Raw genomic sequence first — 26,026 nt, forward strand, 5'->3', positions numbered from 1 at the left:
GGGGCTGCTGTTACGGCCGGCGGAGGTGGACGCGATCGGCTGGGTGGACCTTGATGGTGCCGTCGGTCGACGTGACCACGAGCACGGGGACGCCTTCGCCGAGCCGGTACGACCGGCGTTCCGCGTCGGTGGGCATGCGGGCGCCGACCCGGTCGCCGCGGGCGAGCACGATGACCTCGACCTGTTCGGGCACCCGCACGAACGTGCCGCGCGGCCGCTCGACGCTGACCAGCCCTTCGGTGCGCAGCTGGGCAATGGCCTGCCGAACCGTGGTGCGGCTGATGGTGAACTCCTGCGCCAGCCGCAACTCGCTGGGCAACGGGTCGCCGGGACCAAGCTCGCCCGACTCGATCTGGTTCCGCAAGATGTCGGCGAGCTGCCGGAAAACCGCGCGGTCGGCCGAGGGGTCGATCATGTTACCCAGCTTACGTGGCCACGATGCTCCATCACGTTGTACGTACAGTCCCATGTAGGTATGATAGTTCTGCCGCACTGAGAAGGCCGAGCTAGATCGGGCGGCGGGTGGCGACGGTCGGTTGGCTGCATCGCGAGGGCGCGTCCCGAGCGGTCTCCTCCGGCCGTCGCCCACCTTATCCAGACCACTGTGGATTCCCGATGCGGCAGGCCGTGCCTGCGCTGCCTTAGAGCATCGCGGCCGTGACTGGCGAGTGTGGACTTTCGGTTCTTCATCGCTTTGATGCGACCGAGTTGCTCGCGTTGGGCCTTGGACTTGGCCGGACCTTGTCTTGCTGGACCTTGTCTTGCTGGACCTGCCGGGCTGGGCCGACGGGGTGGGCCGGGGCCGGGGCCGGGGCCGGGCTGGGCTGGGCTGGGCTGGGCGTGGCTTGGAGCGGGCTGGGGCGGCGGGCCGGCTATGGCCTCCAAGTGTTCGCCACCTCGTGGACTCGTCGCCTGGGCGGTCCCCGGTGGTTACTGCGATGGAGGCTCTGGAGCCGGACTTATCGTCTTCGCCGTGTCAGCTTGGTGGCGCGGTCAGGGTTTCGGCCCTGGGATCGCCCACTCCAGGAACCGTTCGAACAGGTCGGGCGGCGGACTCTGCCCGTTGGCGGTCATGTCTTCCACGGCATCCGTCAGCTGGTTGACCAGATAGATGCACAACACGGATGGGAAGTGCCGGAACTCGTCCAGCAACATCTCCTTCGCTTGTGGGCAGGGCCAGGGCTGCTCGCAGGTGCGGCAGTCCCATGAGGGGCGGACCCAGAAGTGCTCGATCCGCTGCGCTTCCATCACCAGGCGCTGGCTGGTGGCGCGGGTCGATCAGCTTGCCGGGATCTGCTGGCCTGCGCGGGAGTGAGGTTCCCTGCCCGCCCGACCTGGTGCCCGTCATCGTCGTTGTCGCGTGTCCTGCTCCGCATCGCAGGACGACCCTTCGCCGACTGTCGACTATGGGCGGTCGACTGGTCTCTGCCGGAACTGGGTTGGTTGGACCGGGGTCTCGGCCTGGCGGCTGCTCTGTCTCCGGTGCTGAGCCGCGAGGGATGTGGCAACGGTCTTGCAGCGGCTTCGCTTCTGGGCGGGAGGCTTGGGGAGGCCGCGTCTGGCGCGATGGGCGCCGGGGGTGCGGTTGGGCGGCTTGGGGTGGTGGGGCGTTGTGGTCGGGAGTGGTTGAGGTGGGGGCAGCGCTGGGTTGTCGGGTGCGTTGCCTTGGTGGGGTTGGTGAATGTGGCGGCCGTGTGGGCCATCGGGTTGAAGGGGGGACTCGAATCGGTTCGGTTGTGTGACGGGTGGGTGGTGGGAAGGATTCCGGCAATGGCTGGAATGGACGGTCGTGGCATTGGCCGAATGGTTTCGGCAATGGTTGGTGAGGCGAACCAAGGAGGGGCGACGGTGCATTCCGGTGTTGGTTCGACACCTGTTTCGGCAGTGATCGCGGGGAGGACCAGCGTGGGCTCTACCAGCGCGGTCTCCGTTGCCCTGTCGACGCAGGGCTCGGGGAGGCCGCAGGAGCAGCGGCGCCAAAGGGTGCGCCAGCTGCGGCGGTGTAGTGGTGCCAACGGCACCGGCGAGGGTGACTCGCGTCTGGTGTTCATGAGGCTAGCCTAGTTGACTGACGACTAGCTGTCTCCCGTGAAGTTGATAAAAGACTAATAGTCTCGCGCCTACGGTGATCTCGTGGCAGCGAAGCAGATCCGACTGATGGGTGCGCACGAGATCCGCATCCGCCTGGGTGGGGTCAGTCGGCAGCGGGCGTACCAGATCACCAGCCGCGCCGACTTCCCCAAGCCCGTCGCCGATCTCGCCCAGGGCAAGGTCTGGCTGACCGAGGACGTCGAGGGGTGGATGAAGGTCCATCGCCGCGACATCGACGACCCCGAGGACTGAGCCGGCCGGCTCCCGCGAGTCACTCACTGACAGCCTCCTGATCTTCTGACTTCCCCGGCGCCGGGGAAGCGGTTGCCGCTGCGCCGCGGTTCCGGGGCGCCGATGGGCGCAGCGTGACTCGGCCGTTGGGGTGGCGGGTTATCAGGTTGAGGGTCTCCAAGAGGGACAGCCGGCGGAGAACCGTGCGCAGGCTCAGGCCGGCCTTGGCCGCCAGCTCGGCCGGGTCGGCGGGGCCGCGGCTGGGAATCGCCTCCAGCAGCAGGGCCGACTCTTCGTCGAGATGGTCGCGCTGGTGTTCGGGGCCGCGCGGGCGCTCCGCCTCGTAGTCGCCGATCTTCCCGATCTCTTCCAGCACGTGGGGGAGGCCGGTGACCATGCGGACGGCCGGGTTGGCGCGGATCAGCTCGTGGCAGCCGACCGACATGGCCGACGTGACCGGGCCGGGCACGACCATCGCCTTGCGGTGCAGCTCCAGGACCCGGCCCAGCGTCTGGACGGCGCCGCTGCGGGCGGCCGCCTCGACCATCACCGTGCCGTGGGTGGCGGCGGCGATCACCCGGTTGCGGATCAGGAAGCGGTGCCGCAACGGCTCCGAGCCGGGCGGCCACTCGCTGATCAGCAGACCGGTCTCGGCGATCCGTTCGAACATGGAGGCGTTCCCGGACGGGTACGGCCGGTCGACCCCGCAGGCCAGCACGGCCACGGTACGACCGCCGGCCGCCAGCGCCGCCCGATGAGCCGCCGCGTCGATGCCGAACGCCCCGCCCGACACCACCGTCCACTCGTGCTCGGCCAGCCCGTACGCGATATCGGTCGTGACATGGGTCCCGTACCCGGTGGCCGCCCGCGCGCCGACCACCGCGACCGACTTCTCCAGGATCTCGCCCAACGGCCAGCCGCCGCGCACCCAGACACAGAGCGGCGGCCGGACGTCGCGGTTGATCTTCCCGGGCGTGGGCACCTCGAGCGTGGCGAGCGCCTCCACCCCGGCCGGCCACTCGTCGTCGGTCGGGATGACGATCCGCGTCCCCAGCCGCTCCGCATGGCGCAACGCCGCCTCCGCCAGCCGCCGCGCGTCACCTTTGGCACTGCGCGCCGCCACTCCCGTACGCAGAGCCGAGTCCTGAGCCCGCCCAGCGAGCAGCATGTCCAGTGTGGACGGAGCACCGACCTGTTGGACCATCGTCCAGATCGCGCGATTGCCGGGCTCGGCCAGCCAGGTCAGCGCGACCCGGGCGGCCACATCCTCGTCCCGATCCGCCGGCGAGCTGTCCCCAGCCACGATCACGGCTCCTTCCAAGCTGTGGTCCGGTTCGCAGAGGGGGAGAATGAGAACGGCCGGTTGATTCGGTCGGCTCGTTCCTCGCCCATCCGTAGCTGTGCCGCCTCGTCCACGTCTTCTCGGTTCGGACGCTGTCTGCCGTCCAGGTCGGCGATGGTCCAGGCCAGCCGCAAGACGCGATCGAAGCCTCGGACCGACAACCGGCCCCGGTCGAGTCCGGTGCGCAAGACCTTGGTGTCGTTGTTCGGCAGCCGCCAAGGTGGTCGGCGCAGCTGAGGGCCGGGTACTTCGGCGTTGGTCTGCCAACCGTTCATGGACCAACGAGCCGCCGCCGCGGCCCGTGCCTTCGCCACCCGCTCGGCGATGATCATCGACGAGTCGGTCGGCGCGTCGTTGGTCATCAATTGGGCCGCGCTCAGTGCGCGTAGGTGGACCTGGATATCGATCCGGTCGAGCAGCGGCCCGGAGATGCGGGCCAGATAGCGGCGGCGTATCGCCGGCGCGCAGATACATGCCTGATCACCGGCGGGTTGAGCGCACGGACAGGGATTTGTGGCGACGACCATCTGCACGCGCGCCGGAAACTCCGTTGTCCCGTTGGCCCGCGCCACGATGACTCGGCCGCTTTCGAGCGGCTGTCGAAGCGCCTGCAGCGTGCTGGGAGCGAGCTCGCCGGCCTCATCCAGGAAAAGCACACCGCGATGTGCGAGTGACATCGCGCCAGGCTTGGCGATGCCGGTGCCACCACCGACAAGTGCTGACGTGCTCGCGGTGTGGTGTGGTGACTGAAAGGGGGGTCGCCGGACCAAGGTCGAGTGCGGCGGGAGCACTCCGGCGATCGACTGGATGGCGGTCACCTCGAGCGCCGCGTCGTCGTCCAGTTCAGGAAGGATCCAAGGCAGCCGCTCGGCCAGCATGGTCTTGCCGGCGCCGGGCGGACCGAAGAACGCGACGTGATGGCCACCGGCCGCCGCGACCTCGATCGCGTACTTGCCCAGTTCTTGACCGGCGACATCGGCGAGATCGAGACCGGGTGAAGCAGGTGGCGGCTCGGGGATGTCGGGCAGGTCCAGAAGGTGTGCCTCGCTACGGAGGAAGGAGATCAGTCGCTCGAGGGTGTCGACGGCGCGGACGTCGATCCCAGGGACGGCCGTAGCTTCGCGCGCGTTGGCAATCGGTACTACGACCCGGCTCACCCCATGGCGAACGGCGGCCGCGACCATCGGCAGAACACCACGTATCGACCTGACCCCGCCGTCGAGACCTAGCTCGCCGAGCAGGACCACCCCGTCCAGCGGAGCTGCCGGCAGGTCACCCGCCGCCGTGAGTAGAGCGCACGCGATAGCCAGGTCGAACCCGCTGCCGTGCTTCGGCATGGTTGCCGGTTGGAGATTGACCGTGATGCGCCTCTGCGGCCACGTCTGTCCGGAATTCACCACGGCGGCCCGAACTCGCTCCCGGGCCTCGTTCAGCCCCTTGTCCGGCAGGCCGGTCAGGATCACGGCCGGCAGACCGGGAGCGAGATCAGCCTCGATCTCAACGATCCGGCCCTCCATCCCGAGGAGACCCGCGCAAAGAACACGTGCGTAGCTCATGCGATGCGGCCCTCCATGCCGATCAGGCCGGCGCACAGCACCCGTGCGTAGCTCATCTCAGAACGCCGCGCGGATGTGTTCGACCATGGCGGCGCCCTGGGGCTGGGGCATCACCTCGACCACGTCGAAGCGGACCTCGCGCGGATGGGTTGTCGCCTCGGCGAGCCAGCGGGCCGCCAGCCGCCGCAGGCGCCGCGCCTTCTGCCAGTGGACGGCCTCGACCGGGCGCCCGAAGGCCCCGCTGCGCCGGGTCTTGACCTCGCAGAACACGATGTCGTCGCCGTCCTGGAGGACCAGGTCGACCTCGCCGTCGGAGCATCGCCAGTTGCGGTTCAGGACGACCAGCCCGGCCGCGGTCAGGTATCGCTCCGCGACGTGTTCGCCGTACTCGCCGACCGCTTTTCGCACCTTTGTCATGGCGGACACGGTGGCTCGGCGGAGCGGGCGACGGCCTGGGGGGCTGTGGACGGAGAGCTACTGTGGACAACCGCTCAGTGATCGGCCCGATGTGATAACCGGTCAGCGGTGGCGTTGCGGAGCGTGGTCGCCTAAGTTCCCATCTCGTGGACGGAAACCGCCGGTACCCCGACGAGCCGCAGCCCAGTTGGTACACCGGTCAGAGCACCGGTAACCCGTACGACTCGGGCGTGTATCAGCGGCCGCCGGCGGGCAGCCACGCGATCGAGGAGACCCGGGCGCCGGTGCGCGGGCCGGAATACCCGGCCGTCCGCCCGCCGGGCGCCACCTCGCTGGCCGACGCGCCGGCCCCGGCCACCTACGGGCAGACCCAGCCGTACAACGAGGCGACCAGCGTGGTGCCGCCGGTGAACCGTTACCAGCCGGCGCCACCACGGGCGAATCGGATGTTCCGTACCCGCCGTACCCTTTCCGCCCTTCTGATGCTCGCCGTCACCGGCGTCCTGATGATCCCGGCGATCATGCTGCTGATCAACGCCACCTTCGGTGACGGGCCGATGCAGGCCGGCGGGGTGGTGCCGGCCGTGCTGCTCACGCTGGGTCTCCCGCTCACCGGCGGCGGCCTGTACGCGCTGGCCGGCGCCGTCCCGGCCGACCGCAACGAATGGCTCCGCCCGCCCCACGTGTACCTCCCGATCGGCCTTCTGGTGCTCCTGGCCGCCGGGTTAGGGGCGGCATAAGCGAGGGCGTATGCTTGGCCACGGCGACCGCCTCGTGCGGTCGACCTCGCGCGCCCTCTGCACGCCGCCCATCGGCTCCTCGCCGGTGACGCAGCGCAGCGGCGGCCCTCCCTGGTCCCGTCTTCTCGGGTCCGCCTGCGGCCGACGACCGGGCGCCAGGACGCTCACCGGCCGGTGGGCGTGTCAACCAGGGATAACAAGGAGCAATTCACCATGGCCGTCGTGACCATGCGCCAGCTGCTGGAGAGCGGTGTCCACTTCGGGCACCAGACCCGGCGCTGGAACCCGAAGATGAAGCGATTCATCTTCACCGAGCGCAACGGTATCTACATCATCGACCTGCGCCAGACCCTCGACTACATCGAGAAGGCCTACTCGTACGTGCGGGACACCGTCGCCGAGGGTGGCCACATCCTCTTCGTCGGCACCAAGAAGCAGGCTCAGGAGGCCATCTCCGAGCAGGCCACCCGGGTGGGCCAGCCGTACGTGAACCACCGCTGGCTGGGCGGCATGCTGACCAACTTCCAGACGGTCTACAAGCGCCTGCAGCGGATGAAGGAGCTCGAGGGCCTGGGTGACCTGACCGGCACCGCCGCCGGGTACACCAAGAAGGAGACCCTGCAGCTCTTCCGTGAGAAGACCAAGCTCACGAAGACGCTGGGTGGCCTGCGGGACATGACCAAGGTGCCGTCCGCGATCTGGGTGGTCGACACCAAGAAGGAGCACATCGCCGTCGACGAGGCCCGCAAGCTGGGCATCCCGGTGATCGCCGTGCTCGACACGAACTGCGACCCGGACGAGGTCGACTTCCCGATCCCGGGCAACGACGACGCGATCCGCTCGGCCGAGCTGCTGACCCGGGTGATCGCCACGGCGGTGGCCGACGGTCTGATCGCCCGGTCCGGTCGCAAGTCCGGTGACGCCAACGCCAAGCCCGAGCCGGGCGCCGTCGCCGCCGGCGAGCCGCTGCCCGAGTGGGAGCGCGACCTCTACGAGGGCGCCGAGAAGAAGGCCGCCGACGTCGAGGCCGCGCCGGCCGCTGAGGCTGCTCCGGCCGCCGCTGAGGCCGCGCCGGCCGCTGAGGCCGCTCCGGTCGCCGCTGAGGCTGCCACCGAGGCTGCTCCGGCTGCTGAGGCCGCCCCCGAGGCCGAGAAGAAGGCCGAGCCGGTCGCCGCGGCCCCGGCCGCCGAGTAAAGACGCCGCTGAGCACAGACATCAAGAGAGCGAGTCATGGCTAACTACACCGCCGCGGACGTGAAGAAGCTCCGCGACCTGACCGGCAGCGGCATGATGGACTGCAAGAAGGCGCTCGAGGAGTCGGGCGGCGACTTCGACGCGGCCGTCGAGTTCCTGCGCGTCAAGGGTGCGAAGGATGTCGGCAAGCGGGCCGGCCGGACCGCCGCGAACGGCATCGTCGCGCACTCCGGCAAGGCGCTGCTCGAGCTCAACTGCGAGACCGACTTCGTCGCCAAGACCCCGGACTTCGTGGCCCTGGGTCAGCAGCTGGTCGAGCTGGGCGCCGCGAGCAAGGTCGCCGACGCCGCCGCGCTGAGCACGGCGACGCTGCCGGACGGCCGTACGGTCGCCGACACGATCCAGGACTTCTCGGCCAAGATCGGCGAGAAGATCGTGCTCAATCGGTTCGCCGAGGTCGACGGCAACGTGGCGGTCTACCTGCACCGCAAGGCGCAGGACCTGCCGCCGCAGGTCGGCGTCCTGGTCGAGTACTCCGGCAAGGACGACGAGGCCGCCGACGCGGACGCCCGCGGCGTCGGCATGCAGATCGCCGCGATGCGGCCGAAGTTCCTGAGCCGGGCCGACGTCCCCGCCGAGACGGTGGAGTCGGAGCGCCGGATCGCCGAGCAGACCGCTCGTGAGGAGGGCAAGCCCGAGCAGGCGCTGCCCAAGATCATCGAGGGTCGGGTGAACTCCTTCTTCAAGGACTTCGTCCTGCTCGAGCAGCCGTCGGTGACGGACAACAAGAAGACCGTGGCCGCGATCGCCAAGGAGGCCGGGATCGAGATCACCCGGTTCGTCCGCTTCGAGGTCGGCCAGGAGTAAGCAAGAGCACGGAGAGGAGGTCGGGTACGCGATTCTGCGCCCGGCCTCCTGTTCACATAGGGTCTCTGCAGTAGCCGGATGGGGAAGGCGGATTCCATGACGATGGTGACCGAGCAGGCCGTTCGGATCGATGATCCAGCGCCGCCGGCCGTGCGCCCGCGGCGGGTCGTGCTGAAGATGTCCGGCGAGGTCTTCGGCGGCGGCGAGGTCGGCGTCGACCCGGATGTCGTGCAGGGCATCGCCCGGCAGATCGCCACCGTCATCCGGCGCGGTGTGCAGGTCGCGGTCGTGATGGGCGGCGGCAACTTCTTCCGCGGCGCCGAGCTGCAGAAGCGCGGCATGGACCGGTCCCGGGCCGACTACATGGGCATGCTGGGCACGGTCATGAACTGCCTCGCGCTCCAGGACTTCCTGGAGAAGGAGGGCATCGAGACGCGGGTGCAGACCGCGATCACGATGGCCCAGGTCGCCGAGCCGTACATTCCGCTCCGCGCCATCCGGCACCTCGAGAAGGGCCGCGTGGTGATCTTCGGGGCGGGCGCCGGTATGCCGTACTTCTCCACCGACACGGTGACCGCGCAGCGTGCCCTCGAGATCCACGCCGACCTGGTGCTGATGAGCAAGAACGGCGTCGACGGCGTCTACACCGCCGATCCGCGCACCGACCCGACCGCCCGCAAGATCGAGACGATCACCTTCGCCGGGGTCCTCCAGCAGGGTCTGCGGGTGGCCGACCAGGCCGCCTTCAGCCTGTGCCAGGAGAACGACCTCCCGATGCTCGTCTTCGGCGCACAGGGTGATGACACGATCGTCCGCGCCGTCAGTGGCGAGAAGATCGGTACGTTGATCACCGCCGAGCAGCAGGACAACTGAGCAAGCAGGATCGAGCCAAGGAGGCGACGGCGGTGATCGAGGAGACCCTCTTCGAGGCCGAGGAGAAGATGGAGAGCGCGGTCGAACACGCCAAGGAGGAGTTCGCCGCGATCCGCACGGGACGCGCCACACCGGCGATGTTCTCGAAGATCGTCGTCGACTACTACGGGGCGCCGACGCCGGTGACCCAGATGGCGTCGGTCGGCGTGCCTGAGCCGCGCATGGTCATCGTCAAGCCGTACGACCAGACGCAGCTCGGCCCGATCGAGCGCGCGATCCGCGATTCCGACCTCGGGGTCAACCCCAACAACGAGGGTACGCAGCTGCGCATCCACCTGCCGCAGATGACCGAGGAGCGGCGCCGCGAGATGATCAAGGTCGCCCGCGGCAAGGCGGAGGAGGGCCGGGTGGCCATCCGTAACGTCCGTCGCAAGGCCAAGGAGCAGCTCGACCGCCTGGTCAAGGACGGCGAGGCGGGCGAGGACGACGGCCGCCGGGCGGAGAAGGAGCTGGACGACGTCACGCACCGGTACGTGGCCGTCGTCGACGACCTGGTGAAGCACAAGGAATCAGAACTGCTCGAGGTCTGATGTCATACCTCGATCCCCGTGGCGGGCCGCCCCACCCCGGCTCCGGTGACCGGTCGTCCCCCGCGGGCGACCCGGATCCGTACGCCGCCTACTGGGCGCCCGCCGCGGAGGAGCCGCCCCCGGCCGCGCCCTGGGTCGCGCCCACCGCCGCTACCTCGACCTCGGAGGCGGAGTACGAGTTGACCGCCGGACCGCGGGGCAAGGGCAAGCGCCGGGCCGGCTCGAGCACCTCCGGCCGGGCCGGGCGCAACCTGCCCGCGGCCCTGGCCGTGGGCACCGGCCTCGGCCTCACCGTGCTGGCCTCGCTGGTCATCTGGCGACCGGCCTTCCTCGCGGTGATCGCCGCGGCGGCCACCGTCGCCATCTGGGAGATGGTCCGCGCCCTGCGGGTCACCGGGGCCGAACCGCCGATGGTGCCGCTGATCGGCGGCGGCCTGCTGATGACCGGGCTGGCCTGGTTCGCCGGTGAGGACGCGGTCGTCCTGGGCCTGGTCGTGACCGTGCTCGCCGCGATCGTCTGGCGGCTGGCCGACCGGCCGCGACAGTTCCGCATCGACTTCCGCGCCAGCCTCCTGATCGCGGTGTACGTGCCGTTCCTGATCAGCTTCGGCGTCCTGATGGCGCTGCCCGAGAAGGACGGTCACTGGCGGGTGCTGTGCACCCTGATCGCGGTGATCCTCTCCGACACCGGGGGCTACGCCGCCGGCGTCTTCCTCGGCAAGCACCCGATGGCCCCGGCGATCAGCCCGAAGAAGTCCTGGGAGGGCTTCGGCGGCTCGGTGTTCGCCTCGGCGATCGGCAGCGGCCTGCTGCTCTACTTCCTGCTCGACGCGAAGGTCTGGTGGGGCCTGCTGTTCGGCGCGACGATCGCCGTCGTCGCGGTGATCGGCGATCTGGCCGAGTCGATGCTCAAGCGCGACCTCGGCATCAAGGACATGAGTCAGCTCCTGCCCGGCCACGGTGGCCTGATGGATCGGCTCGACTCGATCCTGTTCGCGGTGCCCACGGCCTATCTGCTGCTGACACTGATCGCGCCGCCGGGGTAAGCGATGAGTGACGACATGCCGGGGCGTGGGAGACTGGACACGCCATGACGACTCTCCCGGTCATTCCGACCAGTCCCGATTCGCCGGACGCCGTGCGTACGCGCCGTCGGGCCAGCATGCCCCCGCGCCACCTCGCCGATCTCGACCTGGCCGGCCGTCAGGCCGCCGTCACCGGTCTCGGCGAGCCCGCCTTCCGGGCCAAGCAGATCTCCACCCACTACTTCGGCCGGCTGGTCCGCGACCCCGGCTCGATGACCGACCTGCCCGCGGCCACCCGCGAGCGCCTGACCGGCGACCTGCTGCCCACCCTGCTCACCCCGGTGCGCGAGCTGGCCTGCGACAACGGCGCCACCCGCAAGACGCTGTGGCGGCTGCACGACAACGCGCTCGTCGAGAGCGTGCTGATGGGCTACCCCGACCGCGTGACCGCCTGCGTCTCCAGCCAGGCCGGCTGCGGCATGGCCTGCCCGTTCTGCGCCACCGGCCAGGCCGGCCTGACCCGCAACCTGTCCGTCGCCGAGATCGTCGACCAGGTGGTCTACCTGGCCGGGGTCGCCGCGTCGGGCGCGGTCACCGGTTCGCCGCCGCGGCTGTCCCGGGTCGTGTTCATGGGCATGGGCGAGCCGCTGGCCAACTATCCGCGGGTGCTCGAGGCGGTCCGGCGGCTCACCGCGCCGGCTCCCGAAGGGCTCGGCCTTTCGCAACGGCACATCACCGTCTCCACCGTGGGGCTGGTGCCCGCAATGCGCCGGTTGATCGCCGAAGAGCTTCAGGTGACCCTTGCACTCTCACTGCACGCCCCCGATGATGATCTGCGCGATGAGCTAGTGCCTGTCAACCAGCGTTGGAAGGTGGCCGAGGTGCTCGGAGCCGCGTTCGATTACGCGGCGCAGACCGGACGCCGGATATCCATCGAGTACGCCCTGATCAGGGACGTAAACGATCAGCCCTGGCGCGCCGACCTGCTTGGCAGGCTGCTGCGCGGCAAGCTGGCTCATGTGAATCTCATCCCGTTGAACCCGACTCCGGGCAGCAAGTGGGATGCCAGTCCCAAACCGGCCGAGCGGGAGTTCGTCGCCCGGCTCCGCGCGGCGGGTGTGGCGACGACGGTCCGCGATACCAGGGGCCGCGAGATCGATGGCGCCTGCGGCCAGCTGGCCGCGGGCGAGGTGACGGAGGCGGGCGCTGGGGGCCCCGCCGCCGACGCGGAGGTGGCACAGTGACTGGGCCGAGTACCCAGCAGCAGGATTGGGAGACGTTGTGACGAGTCAGGGGCAGCGTTTCCGACGGCGCGCGCTGCGGCGCGGCTACAAGGTGGACGAGGTCGACAGCTTCCTCGACCGTGTGGAGGCCACCCTGGCCGGTGAGCAGGTCGGCCCTCCGGTCGGCGCTCAGGAGGTGCACGACGTCGTCTTCCGGGTGCGCTTCGGCGGCTACGACGAGTGGCAGGTCGACCTTCACCTCGACCGCGTGGAACGGCAGCTGGCCGAGTTCGAGGAGCGTGGCGGCGGCCGGCAGCCCGACCCGCGGATGGCGCCCGAGCCGATGCGCGGCGGGGCCGGGGCGATGCCGGTCGACCGGATGGGTCAGTCGATGGGCGCCGGCGGGATGGGCCGCGGTGCTCCGCCCACCGAGCGGATCCAGATGCCCCCGCAGATGCCTCAGCGCCAGCAGCAACAGCTTCCCCCGCCGCCCGACCAGGGTTACGGGCGCGGCGGTTACGAGGAGCCTTCCTACGGCGGCCAGCGCGAGGAACCTTCGTACGGCGGCCAGCGCGAAGAGCCTTCGTACGGCGGCCAGCGCGGCCAGATGGGCCCCGGCGGTCCCGGCCCCGGTCAGGGTCCCGGCCCCGGTCAGTACGACACCGGCAGCTACGAGTCGTTCGAGCCCGGCCGGCACGGCAAGGCGGACATGACCGCCGAGATCCGGATGCCCGAGCGCGACCGTGGCGGCTACGGCCCGTCCCCGATGAGTGGCCCGCCGTCCCCGATGAGTGGCCCGCCCTCGCCGATGAGCGGCCCGCCGATGGGTGGCGGCCCGGGCATGGGCGGCGGCCCGCCGATGGGTGGCGGTGGCGGCCCGAACGGTGAGCTCTACCGCGTGGACCAGCTGCGGCGGACGTTCCAGCCGCGCCGGTTCGGCAGCGGTTACGACCCGATGCAGGTCGACCGGCTGTTCGAGAGCATCCTGCAGGCCATGTCCGGACGCGGCCCGATGCCGGTCCCCGAGAACGAGCTCGACACGCTGCAGTTCGGGCTGGTTCCGGGTGGCTACTTCGAGGCCGAGGTGGACGCCGCGCTGCGCGAGGTCAAGGACATCCTGCTGCGCCGTCGCTGAGTGGTGAGGGGCCCGGCCCGGGCCCCTCCACAACAGCGGTTACTGGTCGTTCGGCTTGAGGCCGTTACGACGCAGGACCACGTCCGCGATCACCAGGCCCACCAGCGCCAGGGCGGTGATGGCGAGATAGAGGTTCTCGGTGTTGCCCTCGTGGTTGCCCCAGAAGTAGAGCAGCATGATCGCGGCCGACCCCAGTGCTCCACGCCGGCCCCACTTGCGGTTGCCCGGCTTGAGCTGATCGGGAGCGTAAACCGGCTCTTCAGCCACGATTCGGTCCTCCTGCGCGGCGGTGATCATTTCTCCCGGTCATTTTCGCACGGCGGCTCCGCGCGCAGCCCACCAACCCGCACCCGGTACCTTCGATGCCGTTGGGACACCCGGCAGTGAGGGAGAGCAACGGTGCGGATCACGGGCACTGGCCACGCGAGCATGCGGATCGACACGGCCGCGGGCAGCATCTTGTGTGACCCCTGGGTGAACCCGGCGTTCTTCGCCTCGTGGTTCCCGTTCCCCGACAACTCCCAGCTCGACTGGGACCGGCTGGGCGACGTCGACTACCTCTACGTGTCCCACCTGCACCGCGACCACTTCGACGCGAAGAACCTGAAGCAGCACATCAGCAAGAAGGCGACCGTGCTGCTGCCGGAGTACCCGACCAGCCAGCTCGAGGACGAGTTGCGTGAGCTGGGCTTCACCAAGTTCTTCAAGACGCGGTCGAACGAGGTGCACGAGCTCGACGGCGGGCTCAAGGTGATGATCCAGGCGCTGATCAGCCCGACCGACGGCCCGATCGGCGACAGCTCGCTCTGGGTGGAACACGACGGCATCCGGGTGCTGAACCAGAACGACGCCCGGCCGAGCGACCTGACCACGTTCGCCGAGCTGGGCCACGTGCACGCCCACCTGCTCCAGTTCTCCGGCGCGATCTGGTACCCGATGGTCTACGAGCTGCCGCAGAACGCGAAGACCGCGTTCGGCAAGCAGAAACGCGACCGGCAGTTCGACCGCACCTGGCGCTACATCAACGACCTCAAGGCGTCACACGTCTTCCCGATCGCCGGCCCGCCGTGCTTCCTCGACGACGAGTTGTGGCAGTTCAACGACATCCACGGCGACGAGGGCAACATCTTCCCCGACCAGTCGGTCTTCATGTCGGAGTACGCGAAGGTCGGCGGCACCAACGGCGTCGTGCTCCTGCCCGGCAGCGTGTCCGAGCTCACCGAACACTCGATCGACACGTCCCACCCGACCGACGTCGACGAGTTCTTCGCCAACAAGCAGCAGCACCTCGAGGAGATGCGCGAGCGCAAGCGCCCGATCATCGAGGCCGAGAAAGCGTCCTGGCGGCACCCCGAGATCGACGTGCTGGGCGAGCTCAAGAAGCGCATCGAGCCGCTGCTCGAAGAGTCGCTGTTCATGGCCAACGGCGTCGGCGGCCCCGTCCGGTTCGACCTCACCGACTCGTTCGGCTCGGGCGGCGAGGTGGTCGAGTCGATCGTCGTCGACTTCCCGGGCAAGCAGGTCCGGCCGTACGCCGACGAGAAGGTCCGCTACCGCTTCAAGACCGGCCGCGCCCTCATCGAGCACCTCATCCACATCGACGAGGGCGACTGGGTCAACTCGCTCTTCCTGTCCTGCCGCTTCTCCGCCGCGCGCATCGGGCAGTACAACGAGTTCGTCTACTCGTTCTTCAAGTGCCTGTCCGAGGAGCGCCTGCAGTACGCCGAGGGCTGGTACGACGAGCACGAGCGCTCGGTCGACGCCGAGGACACCGTGATCGGCGACTGGAACGTGCAGCGCCGCTGCCCCCACCTGAAGGCCGACCTGTCCCGCTTCGGCGTCCTCGACGGCAACACCCTGACCTGCCAACTCCACGGCTGGAAATTCGACCTCCCCAGCGGGAGGTGCCTGACCAGCGTCGGCCACAAGATCCGCGCCGAGAAGAGCTGATCAAAGGCCAGTTCAAGAGCTAGATCAAGATCAGGTCGTAGCGGGGTGGGTGGTCCAGACCGCTGCTCCCGCCGAGGGTCGCTGCGCTCCACGTGCGTGAGCGGTTGCGCTCCTAAGACCTCCCCAGGTCTTTCAGGATGCGCATGGCGGCGTTGTGGCCGGCGGCGCCGATGACGCTGCCGGCCGGGTGGGTTCCGGCGGAGCCGGCGTAGAGGCCGTCCAGGCCCGTCGCGTAGGGCATGCGCTGGTTGAAGGCGACCGTGTTGTCGACGTGGTGGATGTGGCCACCGGTGATGCCGAAATGCCGTTCGATGCCGGGTGGCGTGAGCGGCATCGTGTCGGCGACCAGGTCGCTGGTGCCGGGGGCGTACCGGTCACAGATGGCCAGCAGCTTCTCGACGTAGCCGGGCAGCGCCTCGTCCCATGTGGTGCCGGCCAGCGTGTACGGCACCGACTGCACGAACAGCGCCGACGAGTGGTGTCCCGCCTCGTCCTGCAGGCTCGGGTCGACGGTCGTGTGCAGGTACCACTCGATCGTCGGCTCCTCGGGCAGCCGCCCCGCCTGCACGTCGGCCCACATCGCGCGCAACGCGGCCATCGGCGACTCGCCTTCCGCGCCCCCGGCCAGTCCGGCCGAACCGGGCAGCAGGTGGATGGTCGAGCCGAACGGTGACGCCGCGCCGGGCGGCAGGCAGGAGAAGGCCGGCAGGTCGCGCAGCGCCAGGTTGACCTTCATGGTGGTGCCCGGCTTCTTGATCGACGCCAGGTGGTCGGTCAGGGTGGCCGGCAACGCGCCGGGCGGCACGAGGTCGATGAGCCGGAACGGGTCGCAGGCGCCCAGCACGACGGGGGCGGCCACGGTCTGCCCGTCGGCCAGGGCCACCCCGCTGGCGGCGCCGCCGTCGACGGTCACGGCGCTCACCGGCGTACCCGTGAAGATCTGGGCTCCGGCCGACCGGGCGGCGTCGGCGAACATGCGGGACACCGTGCCCATGCCGCCGGCCGCGATCATCCAGGTGCCGTCGGCGTCGGGCAGCCGGCACATGTTGTGGGCCAGGAAGTTGTGGCCGGTGCCGGGGTCGTCGGGGCCCGCGTTCAGGCCGGAGATGCCGTCGGTCACCGCGTACATGCTCATCAGCAGCTCGGACTTGAAACCGAAGCGCGAGAGGTAGTCGGCGACCGACCCCCGCACCAGGTCGATGAACGTGCTCTGCAGGGCCGGGCGGATGTGCCGGTCGGCGACCTCTTCGATCGAGCCCGGCTCGCGCAGCCAGGCCGGGGCCAGGTCGGACCGCAACGCCGCGACCTCGACCGCCATGGCCTCGTCGGCCGCCACGTCACGCGGCGAGAAGAACCGCTCCATCTGGGCCCGGGTGGCCGCGCGGTCGCTGCCGAACAGCAGGTAGGGCGAGCCGGCCGGACCGGGCGTGGGCAGGAAGTAGTGCGGGTCGCGGCGCAGCACCGGAATGTCCACATCCAGCTTCCGCAGCAGCTCGGGCGGCATCAGCCCGAGCAGGTAGGACCCGGTCGACTGGCCCAGACCGGGCACCCGCGGGAACGGGTGTTCCGTGCGCGTGGCGCCGCCCAGCACCTCGGCGGCCTCCAGGACCACCACGTCGAGGCCGGCCCGCGCGAGCAGGATCGCCGACACCAGACCGTTGTGGCCGGACCCGATGATGACCACATCGGCACGCTGCGGAAGAGACGTCATGGCGTGGACCCTAGCGCTGAAATCTGCCTCACGTTCCGGTCTGTGGATAACGGACGTCCAGTAGGTTGGCGGCATGTTCGGGTGGTGGGGACGCGCCGTCGTACGCGTCCGCGGAGCGGTGATTGTCGCCGCGCTGGCTCTGGTCGCGGCCGGCGCCACCTGGGGTCTCGGCGTCTTCGGCGAGCTCACCGGCGGCGGCTACGACGACCCCGGCTCCGAGTCCAACCGGGCGCGCGACGCGATCGCCGAGCGCCTGCACCGACCCGACCCCGACCTGGTGGTGCTCTGGTCGAGCGGCGACACAACCGTTCAGGACGCTCGGGTACGCGCGGCGATCGGCGCCGCGGTCGCCGACATCCGCGAGCAGCCGCAGGTCACCAACGTGGCCAGCTATCTCGACGGGCGTATCCCGGGGCTGATCAGCAACGACGGCCGGGCCACCTACGCCACCGTCTGGCTGGCCGGCGACGACGCGGACGCCAAGCTGGCCGCGTACGAGGCGGTCGAGCCCCATCTGGAGGCGGCCGGGCTGCGCACCGACGTCGGCGGCGAGGTGGCGTTCAACCAGCAGGCCAACGAGCAGACCGAGCGGGACGTGACCCGGGCCGAGCTGTTCTCGCTGCCGGTCCTGCTCCTGCTGCTGATCCTGATCTTCCGTGGCGTGGTGGCGGCGCTGTCCCCGCTGGTCATCGGTGGCATCGCGATTCTCGGCGCGTTCCTGGCCGTACGCGGGCTGACCTATCTGACCGACATCAGCGTCTTCGCGATCAACGTGATCACCCTGCTCGGGCTGGGCATGGCGATCGACTACTCGCTGTTCGTGGTCAGCCGTTTCCGCGAGGAGCTGGCCAACGGGCGGGACGTGCCGGAGGCGATCCGGATCACGGTCGTGACGGCCGGCCGTACCGTCGTGGTCTCGGGGTTGACCATCATGCTGGCCCTGTCGTCCCTGCTGATCTTCCCGCAGCCGTTCCTGGGCGGGATGGCGATCGGGGGCATGGCGGCGGTGCTGGTCGCCATGCTCGCCGCGCTGACCGTGCTGCCCGCGGCGCTGTCCCTGCTCGGGCACCGCATCGACCGCCTGCGCATCCCGCTGCCACACCGTCGTGACGCCGTACCCGGCGCCGGCTGGGCCCGCCTCGCCCACAGCGTGATGCGCCGGCCGGTGCCCTACCTGCTCGGCGTCCTCGCCCTGCTGGTGCTGTTCGCGGTGCCGTTCACCAGGGTGGAGTTCGGCGGGTTCGACGCCCGGGTGATGCCGGCCGACACCCCGGCCCGGATCGTGGTCGAGACGCTGCGTGACGATTTCCCGGGCGGCGGCGCCACCCCGATCGATGTGTACGCTCCCGCGGGTAACGCCGCGGCGCTGGCCGGGCGCATCTCCGGGCTGCGTGGCGTGACCGACGCCCAGGCGACCGACCCGTCCCTGGTCACCGTGATCACCGCGTACGACCCCAGCAGCGAGGCCGCGCGCGAGGTGGTCCGGCAGATCCGTGACCTGGCGCCGGACACCCTGGTCGGCGGCCGCGCGGCGATCGACCAGGACCTGCTGGAGAGCCTGGCCGAGCGGCTGCCGTGGATGGCGCTGATCATGGCCGTGGCCACCTTCCTGCTGCTCTTCCTGGCCTTCGGGTCGGTGCTGCTGCCGATCAAGGCGGTGGTGATGAACGCGGTCTCGATCGGCGCGTCGTTCGGCGTGGTGGTGTGGATCTTCCAGGACGGCCATTTCGAGAGCCTGCTGCGCTTCGAGTCGACCGGGTTCATCGAGCCCAGCAACATGATCCTGGTCCTGGCGGTGCTGTTCGGCCTGGCCACCGACTACGAGGTGTTCCTGCTCTCGCGGGTCCGTGAGGAGTGGGACCGCACCGGCGACAACACCACCGCGGTCGCCACCGGCCTGCAGCACACCGGGCGGATCATCACCGCGGCCGCGCTCCTGCTCATCGTCGTGGTGGCCGGGTTCGCGACCGGCGGCGTCTCGATCGTGAAGACGATCGGCGTGGGCATGATCGTGGCCATCCTGGTCGATGCCACGCTGGTGCGGGCGCTACTCGTGCCGGCCACCATGCGCCTGCTCGGCCGGCTCAACTGGTGGGCGCCCGGCCCGCTCGCGCGCTTCCGCTCGCCTTTGCTGGAAGGCGCCGGCGCTGAGGGTGGCGCCGTACCCCACCAGCATGAGGACGTGGAAGAGGTAGAGCCAGAGGCCGATCGCGACCATGCCGCCGATCTCGGTGAAGCCACCGAACGGGACACCGAGGTCCAGCGGTAGCGAGCAGAACAGCACGAAGCCGTGCAGGAAGCCGGACAGGTTGGCGGCGGTGAACGAGCCGACCACGACGGTGGCGAGCCACGGCGGGCGGCCCGGGGCGAGGTAGCGGTAGACCCAGATCACCATCGGGGTCAGCACCAGCCAGCAGGCCAGGAACGACAGGACCACACCGCCGACGGCGTACCAGCCGCCGCGTATCCACAGACCGCTGGTCACCGGGAGCGCCAGGAACGCGGCGAGCAGCAGGGCGGGCGCCGCTGCCAGCAACGGCAGCCAGAGGATCCGCCCGCGCCAGCCGACCATCGTCTCGTCCCGGCTCCGGACCGAGACGAACGCCCGGCGCAGCCCCTCGCCGTAGAGCGTCGCCGGGAGCAGGCTGGCCAGGGCGAACCAGGGTGACAGCTGCAGCCCGGCGCCGATCAGCGCGGAGAGCGCCCGGGGCGCGCCGATCGCGTCCGGCAGCGCCTCGATGGTCAGCCCGGTCAGCCGCCGGATCCGGTCGGCCCCCGCCACCAGCCCGGTGACGTAGATCGCCAGCAGGCACACCGGCACCACCGCGATGCCGGCGTAGAACGTGACCGCGGCCGCGTGCAGCGACACGTCCCGCCCTCGGAGCGGACGGAGGACGGCTTTCAGGGTGGCCAGCACGCTGGACTGATACCCAGTTGTCCACAGGCAAATTCGGACTTCGGCCCGCGTCCGGGAGGATGGTCGTCATGCGGGAGTTAGTACTGCTCGGGTCGACCGGTTCGATCGGGACCCAGGCCATCGACATCGTCCGGCGCAACCCCGAGAGGTTCCGGGTGGTCGCGCTGGGCGCCGGCGGCGGCAACGTCGCGTTGCTGGCCGAGCAGGCCCTCGAGCTGGCCGTCGAGGTGGTCGGGGTGGCCCGGTCGTCCTGCGTCCAGGATCTTCAGCTCGCCTTCTACGCCGAGGCGCAGAAGCGCGGGTGGTCCAGCGGCGACTTCCAGCTGCCCAAGATCGTGGCCGGGCCGACCGCGATGGCCGAGCTGGCCGAGTGGCCCTGTGACGTGGTGCTCAACGGCGTCGTGGGCAGCCTCGGTCTCGCGCCCACGCTGGCCGCGCTGCGGGCCGGCCGCACGCTGGCGCTGGCCAACAAGGAGTCGCTGGTCGCCGGCGGGCCGCTGGTCCGGGCCGCGGCGGCGCCCGGGCAGATCGTGCCGGTCGACTCCGAACACTCGGCGCTGGCCCAGTGTCTGCGCGGCGGTCGCCGGGACGAGGTGCGCCGGCTGGTGCTGACCGCGAGCGGGGGCGCCTTCCGCGGCCGATCGCGCGACGAGTTGACGCATGTCACACCGGAAGACGCGCTCAAGCACCCGACCTGGGACATGGGCCCGGTCGTCACGATCAACTCGGCCACCATGGTGAACAAGGGACTCGAGGTGATCGAGGCCCACGAGCTGTTCGACGTGCCGTACGCCGACATCGAGGTGATGGTGCACCCCCAGTCGGTGCTGCACTCGCTGGTCGAGTTCGCCGACGGCTCCACGCTGGCCCAGGCCAGCCCGCCCGACATGCGGCTGCCGATCGCGCTGGCGCTGGCGTGGCCCGATCGGGTGCCCGGTGCGGCGGCCGGGGTCGATTGGCGTGAGGCTCACAACTGGGAGCTGCGGCCGCTCGACGACCAGGCCTTTCCGGCCGTACGGCTGGCGAAACAGGCGGGTGAGGCGGGGCATCTGTTGCCCGCTGTCTACAACGCGGCCAACGAAGAGTGTGTGGCCGCGTTCGTGTCCGGTCGGCTACCTTTTCTGGGCATCGTCGACACCCTCGAACGGGTGCTCTCGGCGGCGCCCGGTTTTGCTGATCCGGGTACCGTCGATGACGTGCTGGCCGCGGAGTCCTGGGCGCGGACCCAGGCGCAGCGGATGATCGCGACTGCGGCAGAAGGAGCCTGATGCTGTATTGGGTGGGTGTGGTGGCGTTCGCGCTGGCCATCCTGATCTCGGTGAGCCTGCACGAGGCGGGCCACATGATCACTGCCAAGCGGTTCGGCATGAAGGTCAGCAAGTACTTCGTCGGCTTCGGCCCGACGGTGTTCTCCTTCAAGCGCGGTGAGACCGAGTACGGCCTGAAGTGGATCCCGCTCGGTGGCTTCTGCAAGATCGTCGGGATGACGCCGCAGGACGACGACGTCGACCCGGCCGACCAGCCGCGGGTCATGTGGCGGTTCCCGGTCTGGAAGCGGACGATCGTGATGGCGTCCGGCTCGATCACCCACTTCCTGCTGGCGCTCGTGGCGATGTGGTTCGCGGCGGTCTTCGTCGGCCTGCCCAACCCCGCCCTGCCGACCGACGCGGCCGAGCAGCGGGCCGCGCCGGCCCAGATCCAGGTCGGCGACTGCGTGCAGATCAGCCTCCGCGAGACGCCCTGCGCGGTGGGCACCAACGGCGACCTGAAGGGCCCCGCGGCCGCCGCCGGGCTCAAGACCGACGACATCATCACCGCGATCAACGGCAAGCCGATCGACAACTACGGCCAGCTCACCGACACCATCCGGGCGCTGCCGGCCGGGCCCGCCGAGTTCGCCTACAGCCGCGCCGGCCAGCCCGGCACCGCCTCGGTCGACCTGGTCGCGGCCCAGCGCCCGCCGCTGGACGACCCGAGCGGGACCGTCACCCAGGTGGCCGTGGCCGGCATCAGCTGGACCACCACCGAGCCCGGCCTGATGACCTACGGCCCGATCGACGCCTTCGGGGCCACCGGCGAATACACCGTGACCATCCTCAAGGGCACCTTCGAGGCGATGAAGCGGATCCCCGAGAAGGTCCCGGCCCTGTGGAACTCGATCACCGGCGACACCCGCGACCCCGACACCCCGATCAGCGTGGTCGGCGCCAGCCGCCTCGGTGGCGAGGCGATCGCCGCCGGCCTGCCCCAGGTGTTCTTGATGATTTTCATCTCGCTGAACGTCTTCATCGGCATCTTCAACCTGCTGCCGCTGTTGCCGCTCGACGGCGGACACATCGCGATCGCGTGGTACGAACGCGTCCGCTCGTGGCTCTACGCCAGGCTCAAGCGACCCGATCCAGGGCGTGTCGACTACTTCAAGTTGATGCCGTTGACCTACGCCGTCATCCTGATCGGTGGGGCGTTCACCCTGCTCACCATCACGGCGGACGTCGTCAATCCGATCTCGATCTTCTCCAGGTGATGTGACAGTGACCGCAGTAAGTCTCGGCATGCCGGCCGTTCCGCCGCCGCCGCTCGCCCCCCGCCGCAAGAGCCGCCAGCTCATGGTCGGCTCGGTTCCCGTGGGTGGTGGCGCCCCGGTCAGTGTCCAGTCGATGACCACAACCCTCACCGCCGACGTGAACGCCACGCTGCAACAGATCGCCGAGCTCACGGCGTCCGGCTGCCAGATCGTCCGGGTCGCGGTGCCGTCACAGGACGACGTCGAGGCGCTGCCCGCGATCGCCACGAAGTCGCAGATTCCGGTCATCGCCGACATCCACTTCCAGCCCAAGTACGTGTTCGCGGCGATCGACGCCGGGTGCGCGGCGGTCCGGGTCAACCCGGGCAACATCCGCAAGTTCGACGACCAGGTCAAGGAGATCGCGAAGCGGGCGGGCGACGCCGGCATCCCGATCCGGATCGGCGTCAACGCCGGCAGCCTCGACAAGCGGCTGCTGGAGAAGTACGGCAAGGCCACCGCCGAGGCGATGGTCGAGTCGGCGCTGTGGGAATGCTCACTGTTCGAGGAGCACGGCTTCCGCGACATCAAGATCTCGGTCAAGCACAACGACCCGGTGGTGATGATCCGGGCCTACCGTCTGCTGGCCGAGCAGTGCGACTACCCGCTGCACCTCGGCGTGACCGAGGCCGGGCCGGCCTTCCAGGGCACGATCAAGAGCGCGGTGGCGTTCGGCGCGTTGCTGGCCGAGGGCATCGGCGACACGATCCGGGTGTCGCTGTCGGCGCCGCCGGTCGAGGAGATCAAGGTCGGCAACCAGATCCTCGAGTCGCTGGGGCTGCGCGAGCGCGGGCTGGAGATCGTCTCCTGCCCGTCGTGCGGCCGGGCCCAGGTCGACGTCTACACGCTGGCCGAGCAGGTCACCGCGGCGCTCGAGGGCTTCCCGGTGCCGCTGCGGGTGGCCGTCATGGGCTGCGTGGTGAACGGGCCGGGCGAGGCGCGCGAGGCCGACCTGGGCGTGGCCTCCGGCAACGGCAAGGGCCAGATCTTCGTCAAGGGCCAGGTCATCAAGACCGTGCCCGAGTCGATCATCGTCGAGACGCTGGTCGAAGAGGCGCTGCGGCTCGCCGACCAGATGGGCGCCGACCTGCCCGACGAGATGCGCGAACTGCTCCCGGGGCCGACCGTCACGGTGCACTGAGCCGGGCCGTCACGCCGAAGTGGTCGCCGGCCCAGACGCCGTCGACGGGCTGGTCCAGAACCAGATCGTGTGCGGGTTCCCGGCGCGGCGCCGGGCAAACGGTGGCGGGCGCTCAGAACAGCTGGGCGCTCAGAACAGCCGGGCGCTCAGAACAGCACGGTGGCGAAGGTGCCCGCCGGCCGGAAGCCGCAGCGGACGTAGGCCCGGCGGGCGGCGGTGTTGTAGTCGTTCACGTAGAGGCTGACCGTCGGGGCCACGCGATGTAGCGCGTCGAGGGTGACCGCTGCCATCGCCGGGGCGGCCAGGCCTCGGCCGCGGAACTCCGGGTCGACCCAGACGCCCTGGACCTGGGCGGTGTGCCGGGTGGTGATGGCCAGCTCGGCCTTGAAGATCACCCGCCCCTCGTGGAAGCGGGCGTAGGCGCGCTTGCCGCGGACCAGCTCGGCGATGCGGCGACGGTAGCCGCGGCCGCCGTCGTCCTGGAGCGGGGAGACGCCGACCTCCTCGGTGTACATCGCGACGGCGGCCGGGAACAGCAGATCGACCTCGTCGTGGCGGACCAGGCGTACCCCCGGATCGGGCTTGATCTCGGGGTCTTGATCGGTCACGAGCAGGGGCTGGTCGGGGCGCACGTCGCGGGCCGGGCCCCAGTGCGCCGCGAGCCGGTCCCAGAGGTCGAGCACCGCGTCGGCGCGGCCGATGATCGACGAACAGATGCGTGGCTCGCCGGCCAGCAGCTCGGCGAAGGCGGTCACGGCGGCCGGGGTCGCGCACACCGGCACCAGATGGGCGCCCGACCAGATCAGCGACTCCACGCCGTGGCTGGGGCCGTAGCCGTAGACGCGGCCGTCGGATCGCCACCAGCTGAGCCCATGAGCAGCCACACGCTCGGCGATCTGGGCGCCGGCGTAGGGGTCTCGGTCGAGGATCCGCTCGACCGTCGCCCGCTCGGACTCCCCGAGCTGGCGCATCGGCACCGTCAGCACAGCTACCAGATTGCCAGATGACGCCTAGCTCACGCGCGACGTACCCCACTCCGCCAAGAAGGGGTTGCAGCCGATCGTTCGCCGATATATCGTCTAACTATCGACGACAGATTGGTGAAACATCATGAGGCACGAAGCATTCCGTCATCTGCACGAGGCCCGCATGCGTGGGTTCGGCTTCCCTCCCGGCTTCCCGTTCGGTCCCGGTGGTCCTGGTGGCCACGGCGGCCCCGGCTGGGGCGGCTGGGGCGGCGGGCCCGAAGGCCGCGGCGGCCGGCGTGGCGGTCGAGGTAGCCGGCCCAACGTCCGGCCCGCCGTCCTGGCGCTGCTCCTCGAGCGGCCCATGCACGGCTACGAGATCATCCAGGAGCTGGAGAGTCGCACCGGCGGCATCTGGCGCCCCAGCCCCGGCTCGGTCTACCCCACCCTCCAGATGTTGGAGGACGAGGGCCTGATCGAGGCCGAGGCGGCCGGCAGCCGCAAGAGCTACCGGCTCACCTCCGACGGCCGGCCCGAGGCCGAGACCGCCGCGCAGAACCCGCCGTGGGCGCAGTTCAGCGAGGACAGCATGTCCCAGGTGCACGACTTCCGTGACGCGGCCGCGGGCATCTTCGACGCGCTGCGCCAGATCGGCTTCAACGGAACGCCGGAGCAGCGGCAGAAGGCGCTGGAGGTGTTGGGGGACACCAAGCGCCGGCTGTACGCGATTCTCGCCGACAGCGAGTGACCGGCACCTTCGAGCGGCCCGCACCGAGCTTCGGTGCGGGCCGCTCCTCTTTGTGACGCTTGCCGCCTGTGGATAACCGTCGGTTCGGCGATTTCGGCGGCTACGTTGTTGCCCCACCCAGTGACGGGGTGGGGGAGGAGGTGGGGGGCGCTGACGATCCAAGAATTTCGATCGGTTGGCCGTCGGCGGCTCGCCGCGGTCGCGGCGGCCGCGGTTTTCGGTGGCGCCCTGGCGATGTTGGCCGGGCTGATCGCGGCGCCCGGACCCTGGGAGCAGGGGTACGTGAGCGAGGCGGGAGTCACCGGCCTGCCGTTCGCCGGGGTGTATCGGACGGGGCTGGTGGTGCTCGCAATCGGCGTCGGCTGTCTCGGGCTGAGTCTGCGGGCGCGCCTTCTGCTGGTGGCGGCGGTGCTGGCGGGGATTTCCGGGGCGGTTCCGTGTACGGCGGGGTGCCCGCTGCCGCCGTACGAGGTGAGCACGTTCGGCGACGTGGTGCATGCCGGAGCCGCGATCCTCGGGATGGCGGTGCTGGCGGGGGCGATGGCGGTCAGGTGGTGGACCGCCGACGATCGGTTGTCCGGCTTGGCGGCGGGAGTCGTGGTTCCGGTCGGCGGGGCGCTCGGGCTCACCATGGTGTTCGCGGGGCGGGTGCCGCTGGGGGCCGTTCTGGAGCGGCTGCTTCTGGTGGTCGCGGTGGCCTGGCTGATCGGGACGGGGCTGCGGCGTTGGCTCGACCCCTCTCCGTAG

24 protein-coding genes and 1 pseudogene are annotated in these 26,026 nt (G+C 70.1%); 16 read left to right on the forward strand and 9 right to left on the reverse strand.

Going from position 1 to position 26,026, the window contains the following annotated elements; translation table 11 throughout:
- Window positions 1-10: 10 nt before the first annotated feature.
- Together AB0M54_RS32725 and AB0M54_RS32730 are read right to left on the reverse strand one after the other, a co-directional pair.
- Entirely contained in the window at window positions 11-415 is a 405-nt protein-coding gene (locus AB0M54_RS32725; RefSeq protein WP_364315370.1) for a winged helix-turn-helix domain-containing protein, read from the reverse strand.
- 578 nt (window positions 416-993) lie between these two features.
- Window positions 994-1,248, reverse strand: a complete 255-nt coding sequence (locus AB0M54_RS32730) for a hypothetical protein (RefSeq protein WP_364317118.1) — start codon at window positions 1,246-1,248, stop codon at window positions 994-996.
- Window positions 1,249-2,157: 909 nt separating this feature from the next.
- On the opposite strand from AB0M54_RS32730, the gene AB0M54_RS32735 reads away from it, so the two are divergent.
- Window positions 2,158-2,343, forward strand: coding sequence for a DNA-binding protein (locus tag AB0M54_RS32735; RefSeq protein ID WP_364317120.1), 186 nt, complete (start codon window positions 2,158-2,160; stop codon window positions 2,341-2,343).
- A 19-nt stretch (window positions 2,344-2,362) separates the two neighbouring features.
- Here AB0M54_RS32735 and AB0M54_RS32740 read toward each other — a convergent pair whose 3' ends face one another.
- Genes AB0M54_RS32740 through AB0M54_RS32750 form a run of 3 tightly spaced genes read right to left on the reverse strand, consistent with a single transcriptional unit; the run spans window position 2,363 to window position 5,637 of the window.
- The gene (locus AB0M54_RS32740; protein WP_364475598.1) at window positions 2,363-3,625 is read right to left on the reverse strand and encodes a DNA-protecting protein DprA; all 1,263 of its coding nucleotides are present in this window, start codon (window positions 3,623-3,625) and stop codon (window positions 2,363-2,365) included.
- A 2-nt stretch (window positions 3,626-3,627) separates the two neighbouring features.
- Window positions 3,628-5,220 carry a YifB family Mg chelatase-like AAA ATPase gene (locus tag AB0M54_RS32745; protein WP_364475600.1) on the reverse strand — a complete coding sequence of 531 codons (1,593 nt, stop codon included), beginning with the start codon at window positions 5,218-5,220 and terminating at the stop codon, window positions 3,628-3,630.
- 57 nt (window positions 5,221-5,277) lie between these two features.
- Window positions 5,278-5,637 (reverse strand): YraN family protein, encoded by a 360-nt coding sequence (locus AB0M54_RS32750; RefSeq protein WP_364315378.1) that lies wholly within the window; start codon window positions 5,635-5,637, stop codon window positions 5,278-5,280.
- Window positions 5,638-5,783: 146 nt separating this feature from the next.
- Between AB0M54_RS32750 and AB0M54_RS32755 the strand changes: the two genes are divergently transcribed.
- From AB0M54_RS32755 to AB0M54_RS32790, 8 genes are all read left to right on the forward strand, one after another.
- Window positions 5,784-6,377 (forward strand): hypothetical protein, encoded by a 594-nt coding sequence (locus AB0M54_RS32755; RefSeq protein ID WP_364315381.1) that lies wholly within the window; start codon window positions 5,784-5,786, stop codon window positions 6,375-6,377.
- Between the two features lie 213 nt (window positions 6,378-6,590).
- Entirely contained in the window at window positions 6,591-7,571 is a 981-nt protein-coding gene (rpsB, locus tag AB0M54_RS32760) for a 30S ribosomal protein S2 (RefSeq protein ID WP_364475602.1), read from the forward strand.
- Window positions 7,572-7,607: 36 nt separating this feature from the next.
- Window positions 7,608-8,438: a translation elongation factor Ts gene (gene tsf / locus AB0M54_RS32765; RefSeq protein WP_364315385.1), complete on the forward strand. Its 831-nt coding sequence runs from the start codon at window positions 7,608-7,610 to the stop codon at window positions 8,436-8,438.
- A 96-nt stretch (window positions 8,439-8,534) separates the two neighbouring features.
- On the forward strand, window positions 8,535-9,311 hold the full coding sequence (pyrH, locus tag AB0M54_RS32770; protein ID WP_364315387.1) for a UMP kinase: 777 nt from the start codon (window positions 8,535-8,537) through the stop codon (window positions 9,309-9,311).
- A 32-nt stretch (window positions 9,312-9,343) separates the two neighbouring features.
- On the forward strand, window positions 9,344-9,901 hold the full coding sequence (gene frr, locus AB0M54_RS32775) for a ribosome recycling factor (protein ID WP_364315390.1): 558 nt from the start codon (window positions 9,344-9,346) through the stop codon (window positions 9,899-9,901).
- Window positions 9,901-10,947: a phosphatidate cytidylyltransferase gene (locus AB0M54_RS32780; protein ID WP_364315392.1), complete on the forward strand. Its 1,047-nt coding sequence runs from the start codon at window positions 9,901-9,903 to the stop codon at window positions 10,945-10,947. Before frr ends, AB0M54_RS32780 begins: the two co-directional genes overlap by 1 nt.
- A 44-nt stretch (window positions 10,948-10,991) precedes the next feature.
- A complete protein-coding gene (rlmN, locus tag AB0M54_RS32785) occupies window positions 10,992-12,170 on the forward strand; it encodes a 23S rRNA (adenine(2503)-C(2))-methyltransferase RlmN (RefSeq protein WP_364315395.1) in 1,179 nt (392 codons plus the stop codon).
- Between the two features lie 37 nt (window positions 12,171-12,207).
- Entirely contained in the window at window positions 12,208-13,284 is a 1,077-nt protein-coding gene (locus AB0M54_RS32790) for a DivIVA domain-containing protein (RefSeq protein WP_364315398.1), read from the forward strand.
- 39 nt (window positions 13,285-13,323) lie between these two features.
- On the opposite strand, the gene AB0M54_RS32795 is transcribed toward AB0M54_RS32790, so the two are convergent.
- Window positions 13,324-13,581 carry a hypothetical protein gene (locus AB0M54_RS32795; protein ID WP_364315401.1) on the reverse strand — a complete coding sequence of 86 codons (258 nt, stop codon included), beginning with the start codon at window positions 13,579-13,581 and terminating at the stop codon, window positions 13,324-13,326.
- Between the two features lie 102 nt (window positions 13,582-13,683).
- Here AB0M54_RS32795 and AB0M54_RS32800 point away from each other — a divergent pair, with 102 nt between their 5' ends.
- Complete coding sequence (locus AB0M54_RS32800; protein WP_364475604.1) at window positions 13,684-15,234, forward strand: Rieske 2Fe-2S domain-containing protein; 1,551 nt, start codon at window positions 13,684-13,686, stop codon at window positions 15,232-15,234.
- Window positions 15,235-15,346: 112 nt separating this feature from the next.
- On the opposite strand, the gene AB0M54_RS32805 is transcribed toward AB0M54_RS32800, so the two are convergent.
- A complete protein-coding gene (locus tag AB0M54_RS32805; protein ID WP_364475606.1) occupies window positions 15,347-16,945 on the reverse strand; it encodes an NAD(P)/FAD-dependent oxidoreductase in 1,599 nt (532 codons plus the stop codon).
- A 73-nt stretch (window positions 16,946-17,018) separates the two neighbouring features.
- On the opposite strand from AB0M54_RS32805, the pseudogene AB0M54_RS32810 reads away from it, so the two are divergent.
- Window positions 17,019-18,986 (forward strand): annotated as a pseudogene (locus AB0M54_RS32810) (MMPL family transporter); the annotation flags it as partial.
- A gap of 6 nt (window positions 18,987-18,992) precedes the next feature.
- On the opposite strand, the gene AB0M54_RS32815 reads toward AB0M54_RS32810, so the two are convergent.
- Window positions 18,993-19,862, reverse strand: a complete 870-nt coding sequence (locus tag AB0M54_RS32815) for a YhjD/YihY/BrkB family envelope integrity protein (protein ID WP_364475607.1) — start codon at window positions 19,860-19,862, stop codon at window positions 18,993-18,995.
- A 59-nt stretch (window positions 19,863-19,921) separates the two neighbouring features.
- Here AB0M54_RS32815 and dxr point away from each other — a divergent pair, with 59 nt between their 5' ends.
- The 3 genes from dxr to ispG are packed head-to-tail and all read left to right on the forward strand — an operon-like array spanning window position 19,922 to window position 23,566.
- A complete protein-coding gene (gene dxr / locus AB0M54_RS32820) occupies window positions 19,922-21,130 on the forward strand; it encodes a 1-deoxy-D-xylulose-5-phosphate reductoisomerase (protein ID WP_364315413.1) in 1,209 nt (402 codons plus the stop codon).
- Window positions 21,130-22,386 carry a site-2 protease family protein gene (locus tag AB0M54_RS32825; RefSeq protein ID WP_364475609.1) on the forward strand — a complete coding sequence of 419 codons (1,257 nt, stop codon included), beginning with the start codon at window positions 21,130-21,132 and terminating at the stop codon, window positions 22,384-22,386. Before dxr ends, AB0M54_RS32825 begins: the two co-directional genes overlap by 1 nt.
- A gap of 7 nt (window positions 22,387-22,393) precedes the next feature.
- Window positions 22,394-23,566 carry a flavodoxin-dependent (E)-4-hydroxy-3-methylbut-2-enyl-diphosphate synthase gene (ispG, locus tag AB0M54_RS32830; RefSeq protein WP_364475611.1) on the forward strand — a complete coding sequence of 391 codons (1,173 nt, stop codon included), beginning with the start codon at window positions 22,394-22,396 and terminating at the stop codon, window positions 23,564-23,566.
- Window positions 23,567-23,712: 146 nt separating this feature from the next.
- On the opposite strand, the gene AB0M54_RS32835 is transcribed toward ispG, so the two are convergent.
- On the reverse strand, window positions 23,713-24,552 hold the full coding sequence (locus AB0M54_RS32835; RefSeq protein ID WP_364315423.1) for a GNAT family N-acetyltransferase: 840 nt from the start codon (window positions 24,550-24,552) through the stop codon (window positions 23,713-23,715).
- A 124-nt stretch (window positions 24,553-24,676) separates the two neighbouring features.
- Between AB0M54_RS32835 and AB0M54_RS32840 the strand changes: the two genes are divergently transcribed.
- Both AB0M54_RS32840 and AB0M54_RS32845 read left to right on the forward strand, forming a co-directional pair.
- Window positions 24,677-25,279: a PadR family transcriptional regulator gene (locus AB0M54_RS32840; RefSeq protein WP_364315426.1), complete on the forward strand. Its 603-nt coding sequence runs from the start codon at window positions 24,677-24,679 to the stop codon at window positions 25,277-25,279.
- Between the two features lie 120 nt (window positions 25,280-25,399).
- On the forward strand, window positions 25,400-26,026 hold the full coding sequence (locus tag AB0M54_RS32845; RefSeq protein WP_364475613.1) for a DUF998 domain-containing protein: 627 nt from the start codon (window positions 25,400-25,402) through the stop codon (window positions 26,024-26,026).

The organism is Actinoplanes sp. NPDC051470 (genome assembly GCF_040682035.1).
Taxonomy (GTDB): domain Bacteria; phylum Actinomycetota; class Actinomycetes; order Mycobacteriales; family Micromonosporaceae; genus Actinoplanes.

Bases quoted from the DNA above. Each gene is read 5' to 3' on its own strand.
- rlmN (WP_364315395.1), top strand. From the start codon at position 10,992: ATGACGACTCTCCCGGTCATTCCGACCAGTCCCGATTCGCCGGACGCC.
- AB0M54_RS32735 (WP_364317120.1), top strand. From the start codon at position 2,158: ATGGGTGCGCACGAGATCCGCATCCGCCTGGGTGGGGTCAGTCGGCAG.
- pyrH (WP_364315387.1), top strand. From the start codon at position 8,535: ATGACGATGGTGACCGAGCAGGCCGTTCGGATCGATGATCCAGCGCCG.
- AB0M54_RS32805 (WP_364475606.1), bottom strand. From the start codon at position 16,945: ATGACGTCTCTTCCGCAGCGTGCCGATGTGGTCATCATCGGGTCCGGC.
- AB0M54_RS32745 (WP_364475600.1), bottom strand. From the start codon at position 5,220: ATGAGCTACGCACGTGTTCTTTGCGCGGGTCTCCTCGGGATGGAGGGC.
- dxr (WP_364315413.1), top strand. From the start codon at position 19,922: ATGGTCGTCATGCGGGAGTTAGTACTGCTCGGGTCGACCGGTTCGATC.
- AB0M54_RS32795 (WP_364315401.1), bottom strand. From the start codon at position 13,581: ATGATCACCGCCGCGCAGGAGGACCGAATCGTGGCTGAAGAGCCGGTT.
- AB0M54_RS32780 (WP_364315392.1), top strand. From the start codon at position 9,901: ATGTCATACCTCGATCCCCGTGGCGGGCCGCCCCACCCCGGCTCCGGT.
- tsf (WP_364315385.1), top strand. From the start codon at position 7,608: ATGGCTAACTACACCGCCGCGGACGTGAAGAAGCTCCGCGACCTGACC.
- AB0M54_RS32825 (WP_364475609.1), top strand. From the start codon at position 21,130: ATGCTGTATTGGGTGGGTGTGGTGGCGTTCGCGCTGGCCATCCTGATC.
- AB0M54_RS32730 (WP_364317118.1), bottom strand. From the start codon at position 1,248: ATGGAAGCGCAGCGGATCGAGCACTTCTGGGTCCGCCCCTCATGGGAC.
- rpsB (WP_364475602.1), top strand. From the start codon at position 6,591: ATGGCCGTCGTGACCATGCGCCAGCTGCTGGAGAGCGGTGTCCACTTC.
- AB0M54_RS32725 (WP_364315370.1), bottom strand. From the start codon at position 415: ATGATCGACCCCTCGGCCGACCGCGCGGTTTTCCGGCAGCTCGCCGAC.
- AB0M54_RS32750 (WP_364315378.1), bottom strand. From the start codon at position 5,637: ATGACAAAGGTGCGAAAAGCGGTCGGCGAGTACGGCGAACACGTCGCG.
- AB0M54_RS32840 (WP_364315426.1), top strand. From the start codon at position 24,677: ATGAGGCACGAAGCATTCCGTCATCTGCACGAGGCCCGCATGCGTGGG.